Genomic DNA, 21,470 nt, shown 5'->3' on the forward strand with positions numbered 1-21,470 from the left:
TCAAAGGATTTAAAAGACTGTCCTTCATGCTTTAGAACAAGCCTTAAATCTTTGAAGGATAAAAAACAGTACGTATTAAATGCACTAATTACAAAATATACAAATGCTAGAGTTGAGGGTAAGAATAATACCATTAAAGTACTCAAAAGAGTATCCTTTGGATTTAGAAGTTTTAAAAATTTAAGATTAAGAGTATTACTAAGAGAAAAAATACAAGTAATTTAAAAACAGCATCTATACATGAAAACTGTATTAGATGCTGCCTTTAAAAATTAAATATTGACTTCATCAACGTTATTTGACAAAGAGCCTTAAATTATACAACTTTAGAGCAATACTTTTAATATTTAAAATCATAAAATAAATCCCCCTATATCTTTTTATATAAAAGTTATAGGGGGTAAAATAATCCTATTTATATTCCTCTGATTCATAATTATTTACAATATTAACAAAGTCAGTTATAGTAATATCTTTTTCACTATTATCCTCTAACTTATGATAATACCAGTTTGCAAACTCTGAATCTGCTAATTTAGCATTCATTTTTTCAAAATCCAAATTATTTTGATCTAAATTGTTATCCATTCCTATCACTCCTTAAATTAAACTTATTATTTATCATATAAGTATAATTTATACTAAGATCAAGCCATTCCCAAATTTTATATTACTTGTTTATCTCAACTTGGTTAGATTTAAGGTCAATTGATACTTTTACCTTTTCATCTGGGTTATCATAAGAATATCCTACAATTTCAACCTTGTCAGCCTCACTTGAACTAATTATATCTATATTCTCTTCTTCCGATGGTTTCAATACCTCATAAAAAGGTATATGATTTATCATTATATATTCTCCAGATTCGTTTAACTCTGCAACCTTTAATACTACATTTCCTAGTTCTTTTGGAAGTAAATTTTTAATCTTAACTGTATATGCATTACCTTCGTTGGATTCATTGACTTGCTTTACATCTGAAATAGCCAAAGCTTCATATGTTTTACTATCGTCCACTTCAATATTCTTATCTTTTATTTCTATAGTATCTTTATTTAAATTTACTATTACTATTTTTCCTCCTACCCTATATTGGTATCCTGTTACTGAAGCACTGGTAGCATATTTTTGATGAGACATATCTATGTAAGCTACTTCCCCTGGAGATAAGGTTACATCTAAAAAGGATTTTGATTTAAATATAACATTTTTATTTTTATCAAGCTCATCATAGTGTATATATATATTGGATGTATTAAAGTTAGAAGTATTTTCAACCTTAGTTATAGTATTTAGCTTTCCATTGTCTTTGCTTGTATCTTCTGGTTTCCCTATATTTAAAGCCTTCGCATTTTTTTCATTTATTTTAATTTCCTTTTTTATCAACGGAACTCGTTGTTGTATTTTTTCTCTTTTATTGGTTACACAACCTACTAAAACAAGTGTGGTTGATAGAATTACAATTAAAAGTAGATCTGACTTCCTTAGTAGTTTATTCATATTAACACCTCATAATAATTAATGTATAGTAAATATAGTTAATGTTATATTAAGTTTTTATATTCTTTCATAAAGTCTTTCAAGGCCTGTGTTATTATTTGTTGCTTGTTAAAAGTTGAATTACTGCATAGCCTCTCAAAATCCTCCCAAGTCTTCTTATCTACTCTTATATTTATAGATTTTAGGTCTTTTAAGTTTTCATCTTCTAGTAAAATATCTTTTTTTCTAGTAGACTTTTTAGGTTTCATATTTTTAAAATCTTTGACTTGCAAATACCAATCGTATACTTCACATAATTTGTCCAAATCTTCTTCGGTTATGTTTATTTTTCTATCTCTTTTAGGTTTTACATTTTTTTGGGATTTTTTAGTGCTTTTTTTATCATCTTTATTATCAATTTTGCGGTCAATAACTTTGTTATTTTCTTTTTTAAAATTATTTTCCTTTTTTAATATGTACTTTCCATTTTGCGATTTATAGCCTTTTCTATTTAAAAAATTTCTCAGAGTTCCTGGAGTTATACTTAATTTTTTAGCTATTTGATTAAAGTTAAATCCTTCATCTTGAAATTTTAAAAAATCTTCAATTCTTTTATTACTATTCATCTATATTCCTCCGTCAATTTCTATATTAGCCTTTTCTTTTCATGCTTCTTATAAGATCTTTAGTATCTTTATCTACTCTATTAGATTCTATTATCTTTTGTAAAGCCTTATTATAAGTAAAGTTGTCCAATTCATTACTAATTAAGTATATCATAGTTTTTTCCTCAAACTTGACAAAGCATACAGAGATTAACCAAGCTATAGCCATTTTTACATAGTATTCATCACTATCTATATCATTACAATACTTAAAAATTTCATCTATATAATCATCATCTACAAAATATTCCAGCATCATAACTACAGAAAATCTTACTTCCCATGGATTTTTTGAATATAAATATTGTTTTAGAAACTCAAACATATTTTCCTTATATTTCTTTGTTTGTTTTAGTCCTGAGCAAAATGTATCACAGATACTCCAATTATTTATTTTAGGTACAAATTTTCTTATATAACCTTCGAGTTCAAAAAACTCCACCTTCATATTGCCAATTACCATTCCTTGTAGAACAATTTCTTCAAAATAATCATCCCTGGATATTTCCAAGTAATCACGCCAGTTTCCCTTTGATATATCCTTTGATATTTTTCTTAGATATGGAATTCTTACACCTATCAAGTCCTTTACTCCTGGTATAATTTTTTCCTGAAAACCTATATATTTAATATCTTTAAGAGATTTGATGTAATTTATTAATTCAAAATAATCTTCATCATCCCAACTTTCTTTAATAAGTATCATCTCGTATCTCCTTATAATTACAAAATATAAAATTTAATAGTCTTGTTATTTATTGTATCATAATTTTAGTAAAAAAAAAGGTTCAGTGAATAATCGGACATACTAGTATATAGATATAATTTTATTGTATGTAAATACGCTGTAGCATATAACTATTTAAATCCATAAATTATAAAAAACTCTCATTTTCTATGTATATATATAAATTTAAACTTAAGTTGCATTTTTTGTCTAAATTAAGGAAAATATATTTAATATTAACTTAAAAGAATAATTTTTTTATAAATTTTTTTAAATTTGTATTTACTTTTTTATTTGTTTATTTTATAATCATAAGTATTCTAATCATTCTTATAAAATTATGTAGTCGGGGAAAACAATACCCTTTAAGTCTGCATAAAATTTTTACATCTAGGAGGAAATAAGACATGGTACAGATTTTAACAGGTACTGCATTACTATTAGTAGTACTGGCATTATTCACATTATTTAGTTACAAAGCACCACAAGGTATGAAGGCAATGGGTGCACTTGCAAGTGCTGCTTGTGCAAGTTTCTTAGTTGAAGCTTTCCACTTTTCATTCTTTGGTGAAGTATTCGGAATCAAATTTTTAGAACAAGTTGGTGGAGCAAACGGTTCTATGGGTGGAGTTGCAGCCGCTATATTAGTTCCACTTGCACTTGGTGTTTCTCCAGTATATGCTGTATTAGTTGGTTTAGCATGTTCTGGTTTTGGTATACTTCCAGGATTTATCGCTGGTTACATAACAGCATTTGTTGTTAAATTCTTAGAGAAAAAAGTTCCAGCTGGACTTGATTTAATAGTTATAATAATAGTAGGTGCTCCTTTAGCAAGAGCTATAGCTATGGGAATGGATCCAATAGTTAAAGGTACTTTATTACAAATAGGACAAGTTTTAATACAAGCTGCTGATGCATCTCCTATAGTTATGGGTCTTATACTTGGTGGTTTAATAACAGTTGTTGCAACTGCTCCACTTAGTTCAATGGCTTTAACATCTATAATAGGTTTAACTGGTATTCCAATGGCAGTAGGTGCTTTATCAGTATTCGGTTCTTCTTTCATGAACTACGTATTCTTCTCAAAGATGAAGTTTGGTTCTAAGAAAGATACAATATCTGTTGCTATCGAACCTTTAACTCAATCAGATATAATATCAGCTAATCCAATACCAGTATATGTTACTAACTTTATCGGTGGGGCTATGTCTGGTATAATAGTAGCTATGATGGGTCTTGAAGTAAGTACTCCAGGTACTGCTACACCAATAGCAGGATTTGCTATATCTTTAGCTCAAAACGGTACTCCAGCACTAGTTGCAGCTGCAGGATGCGTTGTTGTGAGTGTATTAGCAGGATTTATAGGATATGCAATATTCAAAAATACTAAGATAAAGACTGCAGCAGAAATACGTGGTATAAACCCTGAAAACGACGCTGCTTAATTACAAAGTATTTTAAAAAACTTTATATATAAAAAAATATATAAAAAATAAACTCGATATCTTCTAATGGTACCGGGTTTATTTTTTATATTAACTATAATTATTTTAGTATTAATTAATTTTTTTCATTTTTATTAAATATTATTATCCTTTTTATTAAAAAGTCTAGAAAATAATGTTATAAATATATATAATATACTTGTATACTAATATACATATAAAACTAGGGAGGTATTAACATGAGTGAATTCAAAAATGTAACAGCTGTAAAAAAGGCAAACGTATACTTTGATGGAAAAGTAAGTAGTAGAGTAGTTATTTTCCCAGATGGAGAAAGAAAAACATTAGGATTAATGCTACCAGGAGAATATACTTTCTCAACTAAAGAAAAAGAAATAATGGAAATGTTAGCTGGAAGTATGGATGTGAAATTACCTGGAAGCAATGAATTTGTTACATTCAAAGCTGGAGAACAATTTATAGTTCCTAGTAACTCAAGTTTCGACTTAAAAGTTAATGAAGTGGTAGATTACTGCTGTTCATATATAAATGAATAATTATACTATCTAAATATCTTTAGACTTTATTTCAATAAAATTAATCTAAGAAAACTATGTTTATAGATTTAAAAAATAACCTAACTCATATCGAGTGAGTTAGGTTATCACTTATTATCAATTCAACTTATATTTTACTGTCTTTGACTCCAAGTTAATATAGGTTTTTTAACTGCTCTAGCATCATCTACTCTTCTTACTATAGTATTATGAGGAGCTGATTTCAATAGTTCTGGGTTATCTTTAGCCTCTTTTGCTATAGTCTTCATTACACTTATAAATTTATCAAGTGTTTCTATACTTTCAGTTTCAGTAGGCTCTATCATAAGAGCTTCATGTATTATTAATGGGAAGTAAATTGTAGGTGGATGATATCCATAATCCAACAATCTTTTAGCTATATCCATAGTTTTTATATTAGCTTCTCCTCTTGGAAGTCCTCCTAATACAAACTCATGTTTACATACAGTGTCTATTGGTAGTATATAATCTTCCCTTAAATTTTCTTTTATATAATTAGCATTAAGTACTGCCATTTGACTTGCTTCCTTTAATCCTTCTTTTCCCATAGTTAATATATAAGAATAAGCCCTTACCAAAATTCCAAAGTTTCCATAGAAATTTTTAACTTTTCCAATGGTCTCTGGTCTATCATAATTTAATATATATCCTTCTTCTTGTTTTTCAATAACTGGAACCGGCAAGAACTGAGCTAGTTGTTTTTTAACTCCAACCGGACCACTTCCTGGTCCTCCACCACCATGAGGAGTTGAAAAAGTCTTATGAAGATTTAAATGTACTACATCAAATCCCATATCTCCTGGTCTTGTTACACCCATTATTGCATTCATATTTGCTCCATCATAGTATAAAAGACCCCCAGCTTCATGAACCAACTCTGCAATTTCTTTTATATTTTCTTCAAACAAACCAAGTGTGCTCGGGTTTGTAAGCATAAGTGCTGCTATTTCATCACTTAAAACTTGTTTTAATTTATCTAAGTCAACCGCACCATATTCATTAGATTCTATCTGAACTATATCAAAGTCTGCCATAGCCGCACTCGCAGGATTCGTCCCATGAGCTGAGTCCGGAACAATAACCTTTGTTCTTTTAAAATCTCCTCTGCTTTCATGATAAGCTCTTATTAACATAAGTCCAGTAAATTCACCATGAGAACCAGCAGATGGTTGTAAAGTAACTTTATCCATTCCTGTTATCTCTGAAAGTTGCTCTGATAAGTTGTACATAAGTGCTAGAGATCCTTGGGCAGTGTTCTCTGGTTGATATGGGTGCATCCCTGTAAAGTGCGGTATAGATGCCATGTCCTCATTAATTTTTGGGTTGTACTTCATTGTACATGAGCCTAGAGGATAAAATCCTGTATCTACACCAAAATTTTTATTTGACAATAGAGTATAGTGTCTAACTAATTCTAACTCACTTACTTCTGGCAAATTTAAATCACTTTTTCTTATCATATTTTCATCTATCATATCATTTATTTTTATGTCTTCTACATCTAGTTTTGGAAGTGAATAAGCTTTTCTGCCCTTTTTAGATATTTCTATTAGTAAACTATTATACTCTCTCATTATATCCCCTCCATAATCCCAACTAACTTATCTATCTCGTCCTTGCTTCTCTTTTCAGTCACACAAAGTAAAGTTGCATTTTCAAGTTCATTATAATTATTGTGTAAATCGTACCCTCCTAGTATATTTTCATCTAGAAGCTTGTTATTTAATTTTTCTACGCTTAAACTACCCTTAACTGCAAATTCCTTGAAGAACTTTCCTTTAAATACTGGTTTATACTTTCCTGTAGCTATAAGTTTATTGTAAGCATAGTGTGCCTTTTTCATTGATTGTTCTGCAACTTCTTTAAGTCCCTCTTTACCCATAGTTGCCATATATATAGAAGCAGTAAGCGCATTTAAAGCTTGGTTTGAGCAAATATTAGAAGTAGCCTTTTCTCTTCTTACATGTTGTTCTCTAGTTTGTAGCGTTAGCACATATGCTCTCTTTCCATCTACATCTAAAGTTTCTCCAACTATTCTTCCTGGCATTTTTCTTGTATATTTAGATTTACTTGCCATAAATCCTACATAAGGTCCCCCATAATTTAATGGATTTCCTAGTGATTGAGCTTCCCCTACAACTATATCTGCCCCTAATTCTCCTGGAGTTTTAATCACCCCTAAAGATATCGGATCTACGCTCATAACTAACATTGCTTTGTTTTCATGAACTATTTTTTCTATTTCCTCCATACTCTCTATTACTCCAAAGAAGTTAGGGTTTTGTATAAGAACGCATGCAGTATCTTTATCCACTGCACTTTTTAGTTTTTCTATATCAGTTATACCGTACTCGTTGCAAAAGTCCACTTCCACTATTTCACACTGCTTAAACTTCATATATGTTTTAAGTACCATTATTGTTTCTGGATGAGTAGTTCGTGATACTACTACCTTACTTTTCTTAGTTTGATTCATTGCCATTATACAAGCTTCTACTGCAGCTGTTGCACCATCATACATAGATGCATTGGCTATCTCCATACCCGTCAGTTCTGCTATCATTGACTGGAACTCAAATACTACTTGAAGTGTTCCTTGACTTATTTCTGCTTGATATGGTGTATAAGCTGTGTAGAATTCAGATCTAGAAGTTATATGTTTTATAAGTGATGGTATATAATGATCATAAGCACCTGCTCCAAGAAAACAAGTCAATTCATCTAAATTAACATTTTCATTAGCCAACCCTTTTACAATCTTAGATACTTCTAATTCTGATTTACTACTCTCTAAGTTTAGCTGTCTATTTAACTTTAAATCTTTCGGTATATCTAAAAATAAATCTTCTACAGAATTAACTCCTATAGCCTTTAACATTTTTTCTTTATCATCAGAAGTAGCTGGTATATATGAGAATTCATTGTTCATATCTTTAGATACCTTTTTTTCATCTTTTTTATATTGTTTTTTATAAAAAGGTTTTTTGATTATTTGTGCTTTAACCAATTTTTTTCTTATCGCTATGTCTATTTCCGTTCCAACTACAGCGTATTCTGCATCAACTATAGCCATACCAAGAATTTTACCTAATGTTGGGGATGCCAGCCCTGTAGTCACAACCCCAACAACCTTATCTCCTACTTTTACCTCGTATCCTTGTCTTGCTATTCCCTTTCCTATCATTTCAAACCCGACTAATTTTTTCTTTAATCCCTCTTCTTTAGCCTTAGCTAAAACTTCTCTTCCTATAAATTTTTCTTTATTTATTTTAACAAAGAAGGAAAGACCTGCATCTAGAGGAGATATATCCTCTGTTATTTCATGACCATAAAGAGGCAAACTAGCCTCAAATCTTAAAGAATCTCTAGCTCCTAAACCTGCAGGTTTTACTTCCTTATATTTTAGAAGTTCATCCCATATTTTAACTACATATTCATTGTTGCAATATATTTCAAACCCATCTTCCCCTGTGTACCCTGTTCTTGAAACCAAACATTCTAAGCCACATACCTTTACACTAGGATTTGCCTTATAAAATTTAATTTCCTCTAAATTTGTATCCGTCAACCTTTGCAGAACTTCCTGAGCCTTAGGTCCTTGTAGTGCTAATTGAGAAATTTCCCCTGACGTATTTTTTATATCGACATCATATCCTTTACTATTTCCAATTATCCATTCTACGTCTTTGTCTATATTCCCAGCATTTATCACCAATAAAAAATAATCTTTCCCCAATTTATATATTAATAAGTCATCTACTACTCCTCCATTTTCATAACACATAGGCGTATATATAATATCATTTATATTAAGAGCACTAATGTCATTGGTAATCAGATATTGAATAAACTTTTCAGCCTCTGCACCTCTTATTTCAACTTCCCCCATGTGAGATACATCGAATAGCCCCGCACTTGATCTGACTGCTTCGTGTTCTTTATTCATTCCTTCGTACTCTAGTGGCATGTCCCACCCTGCAAATCCACAAAATTTAGCATTAAGTTTTTTGTGAGCGTCATACAGAGTTGTTCTTTTTAATTCATTCATCAAATACCCCTCCCTATTAAAAGTGAAATCGAAGCTTTTTAATCTGTTTTATATAAAAAAAAGAATACACTGGGTCTATATAATCCTAGCCAATATATTCTCTGTTTCTATACTAAAAGAACTATTACTTCATGATGATTTCTCTAATATCAACTGGTAAATATTCTATTTTTCAATTCAATTGTATGAATTTTCATTCAAAATGTCAACAATAATTATAAATTTATTTTATGTATAAAAAATTATAGTCTGATACCATATTAATATTTAGTATTATTAAAAATATTTTTTAACGAAATAATTAAATCTAAGTGGTGCTTTATTTTATCATAAATACTATTTCACTAATTTTTTGGAATAAAATAAGCTTTTTCTAACTATTTAAGCAACTAAATTCTGAATATATATACTTTTTTATGTATTATAATAGTTGTTTGCATTTGTATATGAGTTTCATTTTATGATATTTTATTCTCAAACTGACTTCGTAAATATTATATAAATCCACTTTATTTTTTGTATAAAGCTTTAAATAAAAATTATTTTTAACAATCTAAAACAGCAAGAAATAATTTATTTCTTGCTGTTTTAGATTTTACTATACAATTTTAAATTATCTAACTATTTTTCTAGTTAATGTTCCTATACCAACTCCCATCATTAATATACCTATCAGCATTTCAATGTTTGAAAGCATATAACTAGATTCAGTTGGCTTAGCAGTATTAAACCCTACGCCTCCAAACATACCTACACTTAAATTTATAGTCTCATTCAAATCTCTCAAAAGTCTACCTATATTCAAATTTCCTATGGTCTTAAAATTATACATCACTATTTCATTATTTATATCTATACCAGAAAATAAGTATAATACGGCAAATATAATAATTATTGAAATTGATGATAAAAGTGCATACTCTGGTCTTTCACCATATCCACAGGTTATAAAGTATATTCCTGATAATATTTTTTGAAAAAATGGTACACACTTTCGCTGGGTACACTTACATAAATAATAGTACTCGCCGAAGTTGTTATTCAGGCTATTTTCTTTAAACTTATCCGCTATTGCTTGGTATATCATATATATACCTTCATATTCCTCTCTAGTTTTTGTTTTTATTGGTATTTTATCAAAGTATGTTTTTTCATCGAATTTTGTACAATTTTTATCATTAAACTCCATGTTTTCTATATAGGTATTTATAACTTTTAGCCCACAAAAGTCACTATCTTCCACTGTAATCATTTTCAGATAACTATCAGCTATTATTACATTTCTCATGCTGCTTTCTTCAAAATATGTATCTTTTATACTACAGTTATTAAACATGCAAAAAGATATATCTGAACCCAAAAATTTAGCATATATATTACAATCATTAAATTCACAAGAAAGGTTGTCTTTTCTATTTAACGACGGTAATTTTTCACTGTCTTCTTTAATCATTATACAATTTTCAAAGACAACTCCACCTGCACCAAATGAGCATCCCTCAAAAATACAAGCTACAAAACGACAATGAGTAAATTTTACATTATTAAACTTACAATTTGTAAACTTACTACATACTATATCCTCATTTTTTATTTCATAAAAATTATTTTCGTCCAAAACACCCTTTTTCCCTATTTCAGCGTCTACTACATCTAAATAACTATATTTTTTACTTGGAGTATACCCTTCTAGATTGTATCTATTTTTCATAAGCTCTATATATAATTTTGTATTGTTTTTTTTTCTTATTTCTATTTGTTTTCGTGTTACAGTATTCTCTTCTTTAAAATTTATATAAGGCATAAAGTCCTCCTTTTATAATTACATATAAATCACTAAGTTTAGATATAATTTAACTTTTCATAATAAAGTATAAATCTCTATTATCTTTTCCTTATGTATTTAATATTATCCATAAATTTATAAAACAAAAACGCACTTATAAGAAAGTGCGTTTTTGTTTTATAAATTTATGGACTCTCTATCTAAACCTCTACATCTTCTACTTTCTTTCCAAGTATTTGAACTCCTATAAATATAGCTAGTAATGAAATTGGAAGAACTATATATATAGGCAATCCAAAGCCCGCTGGTATATATCCAAATACTACAGTTATAACTGCTACAAACAATGCATAAGGCATTTGGGTATTAACGTGGTCTATATGATCACATCCAGCTCCCATAGATGACAATATTGTTGTATCCGATATTGGCGAACAGTGATCTCCAAATATTGCCCCAGTTAAAACTGCACTCGTACTAACTATTACATAAGACATTTCTGGGTTTGTTGAATGTGCAAGTGGTATCGCAAGAGGCATAAGTATCCCCATTGTTCCATAAGCTGTTCCAGTTGCAAAAGACATTATAGCACCCAATACAAATATTAAGCTTGGTAAAAGGAATGGCGGTAATGAACCTGATAGTAATTTTATTATATATTTAGCTGTTCCAAGCTCCTTTATAACTGAGCTTAATGACCATGCAAGTATTAATATTACTCCTGTCATTATTAGACCCTTCATACCATCTATCCATACTTCCACAGCTTCTGAAACCGTGAATATTTTTTTAGCTACTCCCATAAATATTCCAACTATACTTGCAAATAAAGCTGACTGGAATAACGCTACAGATGCATCAGAAGCACTAAAAGCCTCTTTTATTGCCTCGAATGATAATGGAGAGTTATTAAATAATTGTATTAAAGCTTGATCATCTCCCCCCATAATTGATGAATATCCACTGTAATAAAATGATACTAAAGCCGCCATTATTAATGTACCTATTGGTATAATAGCATTCCATACACTTAACTCTACACCTTCTTTGGGAGCTAAATCATCTGCTTCCTTGAATCCTCCTAGTGCTACTTCTGAACCCTCACTATTTCTAGCTCTTAGTTCTGCATTTCTCATAGGACCAAAGTCTTTTAGTAAAATTGTTGTTATCAATATAAACGCTAATATTAGGATATTATAAAATCTATAAGGTATTGTATTTAAAAATACACCAAATGCATCAACTTCTACTCCTATTGACCCAAATGCATCATGTATTAATCCAACTTCTAGACCTATCCATGTAGATATTATAGCAAGACCCGCTATTGGTGCTGCTGTAGCATCTATTATAAATGCTAATTTTTCTCTAGATATCTTCATTTTATCTGCAACAGGTCTCATTATAGGACCTACTATTAATGAGTTAGCATAATCATCAAAGAATACTAATATACCTAATAGCCAAGTTATAAGTTGTGTTCCTCTAGAAGTCTTTGCTTTTTTTGCAAGTGTTTCAGCTATAGCCTTTGCACCTCCCATTTTCGCAACAAGATTTATAACCCCTCCTATAGCCAAAACTTGAAGAATTATACCTGCATTCCATGGATCTGCCAAAGACCCTAATGCTCTACTTACTAAATCTAAAAATGATTGTATAAAAGCTGATAATACATTTGCCCCAGATATATTTATTATAAATCCTCCAGATAAAATTCCTATAAATAATGAAACTACAACATTTTTAGTTATAAAAGCAAGAATTATTGCAACTAATGGTGGAATTAAAGTTAACATTCCAAACTTTTCAGAGTTTACAATTGCAGGATCTATCTCTTCTGCAAACGTGAGCATCGTCGACATAACAAATATTATACTTGTAATAAAAATTATGTTGATAGTATTTTTTTTCATATAAAGTCCCCCTTTTTATTAGTGAATATTATTAGGGTGATACAAAAAAGCCTTGAGTTAACACTCAAGGCCTGATAAACAAAGCATATTAATATATATAATAAATTTAATATACTACAATAATTCCTTAAATGATAGCTCTTCACAAACTAGTGACAGTGATACACATATTCTATGCACCCCCAGCTATATAACCTTAAAGCATCGGTTATACACTTCGGCAATATTTCCTTTCCTAGTAAGTCAACGTGCTTACCTCGTTACTAGTATTAATAAATACTGCGCCTCTACCCTTTTAATTATTCACTTTTTGATTATTAACTTAGATTATATATCACATATATAAATTTTGCAATCTATTTTTTACGTATAAGGAAATTATAGTTAATCTTAAACTTTGAATAACTTATACAACTTAGATACTTCAATATACTGGTCTTGCAAGTGAAAAAAATTTTGAGCAACGGACGAAGTCGTTGGCGACATGAGCGAATAGTATATCTTCTAACTTAAATAAAAACATATAATTTTTCAAAAATTCAGTATTTTTATATATCATCTTATAGCATTTAACGTTATAATATAATTGTAGTAAATATTGTTATTATTACTATACAATTTTATAGTCAAAAATATGAATGGGGGACTAATATGTTACTAATTTACAACGAAAAAACAAATCCATATTTTAACTTGGCAATGGAAGAATATCTATTAAAGAACTTTGACGAGGATATGTTTATATTATGGAGAAATGAACCATCCATAATAGTCGGAAAAAATCAAAACACACTGTCTGAAATAAATTTAGAATATATTAAAGAACACTCCATCCCTGTTGTAAGAAGACAATCTGGAGGTGGCGCTGTTTTTCATGACTTGGGCAATATAAATTTCACTTTTATAGCTTGTAATAATAATAGTTTTAGTGACTTTAGAAGATTTACTCAACCTATAATAGACTTATTGAATACCCTAGATATTAACGCTGAATTTTCTGGTAGAAATGATTTACTAATTGACGGTAAAAAATTCTCAGGAAATGCACAGTATAATTATAAAAATAAGGTTATGCATCATGGTACTCTTTTATTTTCTTCTGAAATAACTAATTTATCAAATGCACTAAAGGTAAAACCTATAAAATTTGAAGGAAAAGGAGTTAAATCCGTAAAATCTCGTGTTACAAATATAAACGATCATTTAAAGCAACCTATGGATATTTTGGAATTTAAAGATTCTATTATGGAATACCTGTCAAAAACTGATACTAGTAATACATATTATTCTCTAAGCGAAAAAGATATAGATGGAATAAATAGATTATCTGAGGAAAAATATAAAACCTGGGAATGGAACTTTGGAAACTCTCCTGAGTACGCCCTTTCAAGTGAACTAAAATATCCTGGTGGCAACGTAGAGTTTAATATTAATGTAGAAAAGGGAATCATTAAGAAAATAAAATTCTTTGGAGATTTCTTCGGTAAATGTGATGTTTCTTATGTAGAAGATGCTCTAATTGGGGTTAAACACGAAGAAATAAGCCTAAGAAAAGTTCTTGATTCTATAGATATAAATGACTATTTCTTGGGTGCAAATGTAGATATCTTATTATCTGGAATTCTAGGAGTTACAAATAAATAACTTATTTATAAAACATATAAAAATGTCTGCCTAAAATACACAAAGCGTGAATTTAATCAGACATTTTTATTTTTCCTATAAGTTCATCACTACTGTTGAGCTGTTCTCATTTAGTATTTCAAATAGTATTTCTTCTGTTGCTTTCATTCCTTCCTTAGCACTTACTTTTAAGCCACTAATATCTATATCTTGATTTTGATTTAATAATTCTCCATGTTTTAGAATATATCCGGTATCTGCAGACTTAAGCATTCCATAATCCATAGATGAATCGCCTATTGCAAAAAAATCACTTATTCCCATCTCATTTACAACATGGTTTATAGCATTTTCCTTGTTTATACCTTTAGGTAGAAAATAAATCTTCCTACCACTTATATACATTTTCCAATTATTACTGTCTAAATCTTTTATATACTCCTCGATCATATCAATATTAAATTCAAAATAGTCAACTACTATATAAAAAAATAAATCTTCTGCAATTTTAAATGACTTAATTCCTGGTAAATCTTTGTACTTTTCAAACTTTTCTACCATAGACTCTATATCTTCAGATTTTTTAACTATATCTTTTATTTTTTTTTGCCAACTCTCTAAAACTTTATTGTCCTTTAATATTACTCCACCGTTTGAGGTTATCGCCCAAGGAAAGAATATCTTGTTTTCACAAAACCTTATTCTACTGAACTGTTCTTTTGTTCTTGTTGTCGTTGGTATAAACATTCCTCTTTCCTGTATTTTTTTGATCAACTTCAGCGTATCTAGTGATATATAAGAAATCTGCTTACCATTATAGATTTCTATGTTTTTATACTGAGTCTTTGTATCCAAAAATTTATTAGAGTATATAATACTTCTATCTAAATCTGAAAAAATAACCATCTACTAACTCCTCTATTTTTATAAATCCACAATATATCTAACCTATATATTTAGGATTTTTATTTTTGTATTTTTACACATCCTTCATACTCTTTATAACTCCACAGCATCTATATGCACCTAGATTTGTCTGCTCAACTATAACATTTTTTTCATTGGCTAAAACAAATATATGCTGTAGAGATTTATCATTTAAGTCTCTAACTAAAATTTTATCAGGCACTCTCCTAATTAAAACTCTTGTAGTTTCACCTACCCCAGGCTTTATAAAATTTATATCCCTGACATTATATCTTTCTTTAATATTAAATACATCCTTATCTCCGTCTCTAGTTATCAAATCTTCAGACCAATTTATAATACTATCATCTATATGTTTGTACTGACATTCAAAACAAGCTTCTATAGTCTTTATGTAATTCATAGATTCATCTTTATCCTTAAGATGACTATAAAACTTAGCCCCATGAAAATCATTTTCTCCTATTATATCATCGCTTAAAACAGTTCTGCTTATAAGACCAGATACTGTAGAATTTAGACATGCACTAGGAATTAAAAAATCTTCTCTTACACCATATAGACTAGAGTATCCACCTGGATCTGCTAGTACTGCCAGTGTAGAATCAAATTTCTTATCAAACCTTCTTTCTAATTCTAAACAAGCCTTATCCAATTCTCTTGATATTGTTCCTTTGCCAGTCCATCCATCTATAAATTGTATTATAGATGTAGGATGATTCTTGACTATATATCTCATAGCATTCATATCGATTCCCTTGTCTCTGATTATCGATACTGTATAATGCTTTAGATTTAGGTTATATCTTTTTTTCAAATATCTTTTGGCCAAAATTCCTATTGGTGTACCAGCTCTTGCAAGAGATACTAATACAACATCTCTCCCATTTTTCTTGATTATTTTTTCACACATAAGGCCTATTGCAAAAGCTAGCCTTTCTTTTGTTTCATTTAGTTTTTTATAATATAAACTTAAATACTGTTCACTTACTTCATATTCTATTGGTATCATCTCTGAATAATGTCTACCATTTTGAATTTTAATCTCACGCTCTTTGTTACCTTCCTCTTTAATCAAATCAGAAATATCCTTTAATAAAAAAACTACATCATCCTTACAATATGTACTAAATTCTTTATTTTGACTACAACATACTATATTTAGCTTCTTTATTGAAGTTTGCTTAAATATATCTATTATCTGAGAGTAATCTTCTTTTTTGTTGTTAAGTTCTACAAATAAAAAACACTCTGAAAAATCACTTTTATCTATGTTATAAACATAGTTTACTACATCATTATTATAAAAACTATTTAGTGTAAACTTAGATTTTATAGGATAATCTTCTCTACAAGATTCTATAATTGGACTTCTCGTAGTTGAGTGATAATACACTTCTCCTAAATTCTCTTTTTCCTTTGCAAACAGCATGGGTATATACATAAACTCTTCCGTCCCTAAAAATAAGGTTTTTCCACTTACTTTAAGCTTTGAACTCTCTCTTTTTACAATCTCTTTTAATTTTTGTTGTTCATTTTTATCAACTCCCCAGGCACCTGTGTATTTAACATAACCTTTATTTCCAACATACTCATCCATATCTACGCTTATATAATTTATTTCCAATTCATTTGCTATTAGTTTGTCCTTTTTTTCAGGATTTTGTTTTTCAATATTCAACCTATTTTCAGTGCTCTTTATGCTACATTCGTCTATACTAAATTTAAAATCACCCTTAAAAAGATAAATAAAGTCTATTATGCAATCTAATTCCTGTTCAACACCTCTAATTTTTTCTAAATCTTCTTTGCTTACCCAGTTAAATACAGAACATATTGTATATTTTTTTTTAGGGTAAATATTTTGTATTTCTTTAATAAGATTTATACAAGTATTTGCAGTTGTTATTTCATCATCTACTAGTATTACTTCTTCTTTATTTTCTATATTCTTTAAATTCTCAAAATATAGGTTGTGATTAGTTGCATGAGAATGTGTCTCTAAAAAATCTAAACTTCTAAGACCTTCAAGTTCTTCCCTAGTTGTGTGTATAAATTCATAGTCACCATTTAGATAATCGAATACACTATGCCCTATGCAAGTTGCAGTTTCTGCAAATGATATAACAGTCCCGCCTTTTAGGTCTAAATTTTTATTACTATAAATACTAGCTATCATTTTGCCTAAATCATCTACATCAGTAGGTCTACAGGCTAGGTGTTTTCCAAGTGTTTTTGATATAAAAAGAAATCTCCTTTTAGGATTGTTTCTTACTGCTACTTCTAAAAAATCGTCAATATTTAAATCTAGTGGATTATCATTGATATTTATATCACATTTAAAATTTAAGTAATTCATTGTAGTCTATCCCTTCATTTAAAACACCGTATATATTAGATAGTGTTAATACTCTCTTTGCCCATAAAAGATGTGGATTTATTTCATTCATCCTCTCTTTAGATACACTCTTATTAACACCATACTTGCCATCTATGTTTGCTATAATATTCTGAGCATCTATAAAATCTTCGTAATTGATAGTGCATAATGCTTGTGTTATTGGAATTTGAGATGGATGGATTACAGTTTTCCCTATAAATCCATTAAATTTATCCAAAAGTATTTCCTCTGTATACTTACTTTTTATTTCTTCATCTTTCATATTAAAAAACTCTGATACTCCTCCGCTTATAGGTACATCAAGTTCTTTTTTATTTAAATATCCTATGGTATCTCTCATAAAATCTGTACATATTAAGTTATCATATATAGAAAATTTCTTGCTTCTTCTAATACTGTAAATACCTAATATATCAGTAATACCTATTCTTATGCTCAATATTCTTTTTTTATTTTTAAGAAGAACCTTATATAAGTTCTCAAATGCCTCTTTTTTACTTTCAATATTTATAAACTCTGCACTCTCAATTATAGTTATTATATACATAGAAAATAGTCCCATAGAATTTAGAGTTTCTACATATTTTTCAACCAACACACTATTTGCCTTTGGGATCAATATGCCTACGATTATGTCTTTATTTTCTACTATTATATCTTTAATTTTATTCAACTGTTCTACATTTCTAACTCTCAAAAAAATAAGTGGTATGTTATCTATATTAACTCTAAGATCAGTCCTTATGTCCCTAAATATTGACCTTAAGTTATTAATTGCCTCATCTTCTCCTTTGGCTCCTATAGCATCCTCTAAACATATTGCCAAAGGCCTAACTCCTTTTACCTCCCCTATAATACTTTTGTATATCATATTATATTGTGTGGCAGGAACATATAAAAAAGCTCCCAAAGCATACTTTAGCATATCTTTATCAGTATCTTTATTAAACTCACATGGTCTCTTAAAGAAAATTCGATTTAGATTTTCTTCGTCTATATAATCAAAATATCTCAATTTTACCCTCCTTTCAAACTACTTTATTCTATTTTCTATGTATATAATTTCCTATGAATCATAAAAAATCTCAAAATTAATTTACATAGATATTATAACTGATGATAAGCTATGAACCATTAATTTTGAGATATAAATTTTAATTATTTATTGTAAATTATCTTTGTATTTAATTCTTCTAACCTCTTAGTATTATCCTTTATAGACGCTCTACTATTTTCTTCTATTCTCATAGTCTCTTCTATTCCAGTTTTTATTATATTGTATGTCTTTTCCAGAGTTTCAATCTGAATAGAACTAGAGTTTGCCATTTTTGCTATTCTAGCACCCTGTGTACTTACATTTTGTGCATTTCTGATTAAAAGTTCATTTGTCTTATCATCAAGTGCTTGTAAAGACTGTGCTTGTAACTCCTGTTTTTTGATCAATATGGCTTGTGATAGACATTGCTTGAACACAGGTAATGTTACAACAAATGCACTATTTATTTTTCTAACTAAACCATAGTTATTGTGCTGCATCCCACGAAGCATTGGTATAGTTTGAATTGCTATATTCTCTGCTATTTTTAAATCATAAACCCTTTGATTTAGCATATCATATACTTTTAAAAGTTCTTGATAGTTAACTATGTCAAGCTGATCCCCTGTAGTCTCAGATTTTTCCTTAAAGAATGGTAGTATTTCATTGTCCATTTCCTCTACAGCCATCTCTCCAGCTACAATGTATTTTTGAAGCTCATTATAAAAATTAAAGTTTTCATTTAACATCGCTGATATTTGTTTGTTAGATGCTTGTATATCTCTTTCATATTTTTCAAGTTCTATTTGAATCTTCTCAACTTCGCCACCTAATGTTTCGTATTTTTTAAACATTAAATCAAGTGCATTATTTGCTTTTTTGAATATTTTTTGCATTAATGTAGGCTCTTTAGCCTTTTGAAAATCATCTAAATCAAATTTGTCCATTATTTTAGTTAATTGAACTAGCATCTTAGAATTTTCTTCATTTCTATTTAACTTTATCGTATTTAGTAAATTGTCTGAAATTTTTGCTACACCCTCTGATGCACTACGACCAAATTGAAGTATAGTATTTGGATTTTCTACCTCTATAAGAGATGTTAATGCCTCTACTTCCTTTGACTGTCTAAGCTCATTTTTTTTATTATTGGTATATTCTACAATATCAAAATTTTCTTCTTTAATCGAAGGTATATCATCTACAACTTCTACATTATTATTTTTAGATAATCCATTAACGTTTATCCCCATTTAAATCCGCTCCTTTTGCCAAAAATCTTCTTAAATATTGAAGTATCTTCCTCTATAGGTAATAACTTAAAATCATAAACCATTTTATCTAGTCTATGTACATCAAGCAATTGGGTATTTATTACATTTTCTATGCAATTAGCCCCTGCTGGAGATAGTATAACTATATCAAATCCAACCTTACTTAACAATAATATCAAAAAACTTAGTTCTTTCTCTATAACTAAACTCTCATTCATATAGATTATAAGTTTAGGATTTATAAGAGAATAGTCAAAACTATTTATTAGATGTACTAATCTTTTATCCATATTGAGTACGGTATATAGCCCTCTTATAACATCTTCTCTGTTTAGTCCTCCTACAAACATGTCTCCAGCTATAACTTCTTCTATTTTTTCCAAAATCATAGTCTGCTGACTTTCACTTAAGGTAGATATAGGATAAATCTTTTCATCTAAAATTAGTTTTTTGTCTATTATTCCATTGGAATTTATTGCAAAAGACAAGCTAAATGCATCCTTTGTAAACTCCTTTGAAATCTTTCTAAAGTCTCCATCGTATTCTATAAAAAATGCGTTTTCTACATCTCTAAGTAAACGAATAAAATCAAAATATTCTCTACTATCGGAATATACCCCATTTATCTTTGATAAAAATACAGGTGTTTCAACAATATTATTGTCAAATTTAAATCCCGGTCTTAATTTAAGGGGTTGTTTCCAATATATAGATATTTCATCTATTGTTGAACTTAAAAGTACGCTTTTCAATTTTCTATCTTGTAATTGCCAAGGCTTTATAAATCCAGCATCATTTAATAGTTCCTCGCTTATTCTCTTTGATGCCTCTGCACCTACTGTAAAAGCTTTTTTTACAGAAGCTTTATCTATCTTTTCTCCAAGTACTACTCTTTCCTCAAATGTTATTATATCTTCTGCTGTATCATTTTCTATTAACTCTATTTTGTATTTTTCTATATCTATTTTTTCTATTATACTCTTAGAATTAGGGTTAAGATACAAAATATCAAATCCAGCTAGGTAAAGAGATAGTAATAGGTATATCTCATGCTTTTTTATATCTCCATAAAATATTACCTTTGGTGTGTCATTTTTATCTATCTTTAAAGGATCTATATACGTACTTATCCATGACATAATTTTGATTATAAAGTTAAGCTTAACCCTTTCATTGGAAAATTCTTTTCCCTCTTGTTTCAAAACTATATCTAATCCTTCTTTTATTTTATCATTTAAGCTGTGATTTTTCACTATAGATATGTCCAAGTCTTTAATCCCTTTTTCACAAGAACCTAACTTACTCTTAAAATAATTTATAGTATCAAAATCACTAGGATTTGGTATATTCTCAGTAAATAAAGCCGTGTCTTCTCTATTTTCAAAATTGCATTTTAATTTAAATATTTCAAGGTTGTAAAGACCTTCCTCTTCTACTCCTATATAGGAACAAAAATAATTTAAACATTCATTATATAAAGTTGTATTTCCTCTATCATATTGACTGGAGAATATTTTTTCAAATACATATGAGTCTTTCATACTTATCCTCCTTTTAAAACTATATC

At 29.1% G+C, this 21,470-nt stretch carries 17 protein-coding genes and 1 riboswitch; of the genes, 4 read left to right on the forward strand and 13 right to left on the reverse strand.

Translation table 11 applies throughout. From position 1 onward, the window contains the following. The coding region (locus tag BUB34_RS05470) for a transposase (protein WP_143153323.1) at nt 1–225 on the forward strand (225 nt) is incomplete at its 5' end. A 186-nt stretch (nt 226–411) separates the two neighbouring features. On the opposite strand, the gene BUB34_RS13220 is transcribed toward BUB34_RS05470, so the two are convergent. From BUB34_RS13220 to BUB34_RS05485, 4 genes are all read right to left on the reverse strand, one after another. Next, entirely contained in the window at nt 412–588 is a 177-nt protein-coding gene (locus BUB34_RS13220) for a hypothetical protein (protein ID WP_159430052.1), read from the reverse strand. Between the two features lie 82 nt (nt 589–670). Further along, on the reverse strand, nt 671–1,501 hold the full coding sequence (locus BUB34_RS05475) for a hypothetical protein (RefSeq protein ID WP_073125086.1): 831 nt from the start codon (nt 1,499–1,501) through the stop codon (nt 671–673). 44 nt (nt 1,502–1,545) lie between these two features. Beyond that, nucleotides 1,546–2,106: a hypothetical protein gene (locus BUB34_RS05480; RefSeq protein WP_073125089.1), complete on the reverse strand. Its 561-nt coding sequence runs from the start codon at nt 2,104–2,106 to the stop codon at nt 1,546–1,548. Nucleotides 2,107–2,131: 25 nt separating this feature from the next. Then, nucleotides 2,132–2,851, reverse strand: a complete 720-nt coding sequence (locus tag BUB34_RS05485; protein ID WP_073125091.1) for a DNA alkylation repair protein — start codon at nt 2,849–2,851, stop codon at nt 2,132–2,134. A gap of 428 nt (nt 2,852–3,279) precedes the next feature. Here BUB34_RS05485 and BUB34_RS05490 point away from each other — a divergent pair, with 428 nt between their 5' ends. Continuing rightward, nucleotides 3,280–4,317: a PTS sugar transporter subunit IIC gene (locus BUB34_RS05490; protein WP_073125093.1), complete on the forward strand. Its 1,038-nt coding sequence runs from the start codon at nt 3,280–3,282 to the stop codon at nt 4,315–4,317. 239 nt (nt 4,318–4,556) lie between these two features. Continuing rightward, nucleotides 4,557–4,874 carry a pyrimidine/purine nucleoside phosphorylase gene (ppnP, locus tag BUB34_RS05495; protein WP_073125095.1) on the forward strand — a complete coding sequence of 106 codons (318 nt, stop codon included), beginning with the start codon at nt 4,557–4,559 and terminating at the stop codon, nt 4,872–4,874. Nucleotides 4,875–5,008: 134 nt separating this feature from the next. Here ppnP and gcvPB read toward each other — a convergent pair whose 3' ends face one another. From gcvPB to BUB34_RS05515, 4 genes are all read right to left on the reverse strand, one after another. Continuing rightward, nucleotides 5,009–6,469: an aminomethyl-transferring glycine dehydrogenase subunit GcvPB gene (gcvPB, locus tag BUB34_RS05500; RefSeq protein WP_073125098.1), complete on the reverse strand. Its 1,461-nt coding sequence runs from the start codon at nt 6,467–6,469 to the stop codon at nt 5,009–5,011. After that, nucleotides 6,469–8,943 carry an aminomethyl-transferring glycine dehydrogenase subunit GcvPA gene (gene gcvPA, locus BUB34_RS13875; RefSeq protein WP_073125101.1) on the reverse strand — a complete coding sequence of 825 codons (2,475 nt, stop codon included), beginning with the start codon at nt 8,941–8,943 and terminating at the stop codon, nt 6,469–6,471. The genes gcvPB and gcvPA overlap by 1 nt, the downstream gene beginning before the upstream one ends. Before the next feature lie 613 nt (nt 8,944–9,556). Continuing rightward, nucleotides 9,557–10,747: a pentapeptide repeat-containing protein gene (locus BUB34_RS05510; RefSeq protein ID WP_073125103.1), complete on the reverse strand. Its 1,191-nt coding sequence runs from the start codon at nt 10,745–10,747 to the stop codon at nt 9,557–9,559. 182 nt (nt 10,748–10,929) lie between these two features. Beyond that, nucleotides 10,930–12,642 (reverse strand): Na+/H+ antiporter NhaC family protein, encoded by a 1,713-nt coding sequence (locus BUB34_RS05515; protein ID WP_073125105.1) that lies wholly within the window; start codon nt 12,640–12,642, stop codon nt 10,930–10,932. A 127-nt stretch (nt 12,643–12,769) separates the two neighbouring features. Beyond that, a riboswitch (Lysine riboswitch) is annotated at nt 12,770–12,940 on the reverse strand. A gap of 353 nt (nt 12,941–13,293) precedes the next feature. On the opposite strand from BUB34_RS05515, the gene BUB34_RS05520 reads away from it, so the two are divergent. Beyond that, nucleotides 13,294–14,286, forward strand: a complete 993-nt coding sequence (locus BUB34_RS05520; protein WP_073125107.1) for a lipoate--protein ligase — start codon at nt 13,294–13,296, stop codon at nt 14,284–14,286. A 75-nt stretch (nt 14,287–14,361) separates the two neighbouring features. Here BUB34_RS05520 and BUB34_RS05525 read toward each other — a convergent pair whose 3' ends face one another. From BUB34_RS05525 to BUB34_RS05555, 5 genes are all read right to left on the reverse strand, one after another. Continuing rightward, complete coding sequence (locus tag BUB34_RS05525; RefSeq protein WP_073125110.1) at nt 14,362–15,171, reverse strand: HAD family hydrolase; 810 nt, start codon at nt 15,169–15,171, stop codon at nt 14,362–14,364. Between the two features lie 73 nt (nt 15,172–15,244). Then, nucleotides 15,245–17,551 (reverse strand): phosphoribosyltransferase, encoded by a 2,307-nt coding sequence (locus tag BUB34_RS13880; RefSeq protein WP_200787867.1) that lies wholly within the window; start codon nt 17,549–17,551, stop codon nt 15,245–15,247. Next, nucleotides 17,532–18,608 carry an HpcH/HpaI aldolase/citrate lyase family protein gene (locus tag BUB34_RS05545; protein ID WP_073125113.1) on the reverse strand — a complete coding sequence of 359 codons (1,077 nt, stop codon included), beginning with the start codon at nt 18,606–18,608 and terminating at the stop codon, nt 17,532–17,534. The genes BUB34_RS13880 and BUB34_RS05545 overlap by 20 nt, the downstream gene beginning before the upstream one ends. 143 nt (nt 18,609–18,751) lie before the next feature. Continuing rightward, nucleotides 18,752–19,882, reverse strand: a complete 1,131-nt coding sequence (locus BUB34_RS05550; RefSeq protein ID WP_073125116.1) for a toxic anion resistance protein — start codon at nt 19,880–19,882, stop codon at nt 18,752–18,754. Next, the gene (locus BUB34_RS05555; RefSeq protein ID WP_073125119.1) at nt 19,873–21,444 is read right to left on the reverse strand and encodes a YceG family protein; all 1,572 of its coding nucleotides are present in this window, start codon (nt 21,442–21,444) and stop codon (nt 19,873–19,875) included. Before BUB34_RS05555 ends, BUB34_RS05550 begins: the two co-directional genes overlap by 10 nt. Between the last annotated feature and the right edge of the window lie 26 nt (nt 21,445–21,470).

This window comes from Asaccharospora irregularis DSM 2635 (assembly GCF_900129815.1).
Lineage (GTDB): Bacteria > Bacillota > Clostridia > Peptostreptococcales > Peptostreptococcaceae > Asaccharospora > Asaccharospora irregularis.

Coding starts and splice junctions, on each gene's coding strand:
- BUB34_RS13220 (WP_159430052.1), bottom strand. CDS start 588: ATGGATAACAATTTAGATCAAAATAATTTGGATTTTGAAAAAATGAAT.
- BUB34_RS05475 (WP_073125086.1), bottom strand. CDS start 1,501: ATGAATAAACTACTAAGGAAGTCAGATCTACTTTTAATTGTAATTCTA.
- BUB34_RS05480 (WP_073125089.1), bottom strand. CDS start 2,106: ATGAATAGTAATAAAAGAATTGAAGATTTTTTAAAATTTCAAGATGAA.
- BUB34_RS05485 (WP_073125091.1), bottom strand. CDS start 2,851: ATGATACTTATTAAAGAAAGTTGGGATGATGAAGATTATTTTGAATTA.
- BUB34_RS05490 (WP_073125093.1), top strand. CDS start 3,280: ATGGTACAGATTTTAACAGGTACTGCATTACTATTAGTAGTACTGGCA.
- ppnP (WP_073125095.1), top strand. CDS start 4,557: ATGAGTGAATTCAAAAATGTAACAGCTGTAAAAAAGGCAAACGTATAC.
- gcvPB (WP_073125098.1), bottom strand. CDS start 6,469: ATGAGAGAGTATAATAGTTTACTAATAGAAATATCTAAAAAGGGCAGA.
- gcvPA (WP_073125101.1), bottom strand. CDS start 8,943: ATGAATGAATTAAAAAGAACAACTCTGTATGACGCTCACAAAAAACTT.
- BUB34_RS05510 (WP_073125103.1), bottom strand. CDS start 10,747: ATGCCTTATATAAATTTTAAAGAAGAGAATACTGTAACACGAAAACAA.
- BUB34_RS05515 (WP_073125105.1), bottom strand. CDS start 12,642: ATGAAAAAAAATACTATCAACATAATTTTTATTACAAGTATAATATTT.
- BUB34_RS05520 (WP_073125107.1), top strand. CDS start 13,294: ATGTTACTAATTTACAACGAAAAAACAAATCCATATTTTAACTTGGCA.
- BUB34_RS05525 (WP_073125110.1), bottom strand. CDS start 15,171: ATGGTTATTTTTTCAGATTTAGATAGAAGTATTATATACTCTAATAAA.
- BUB34_RS13880 (WP_200787867.1), bottom strand. CDS start 17,551: ATGAATTACTTAAATTTTAAATGTGATATAAATATCAATGATAATCCA.
- BUB34_RS05550 (WP_073125116.1), bottom strand. CDS start 19,882: ATGGGGATAAACGTTAATGGATTATCTAAAAATAATAATGTAGAAGTT.
- BUB34_RS05555 (WP_073125119.1), bottom strand. CDS start 21,444: ATGAAAGACTCATATGTATTTGAAAAAATATTCTCCAGTCAATATGAT.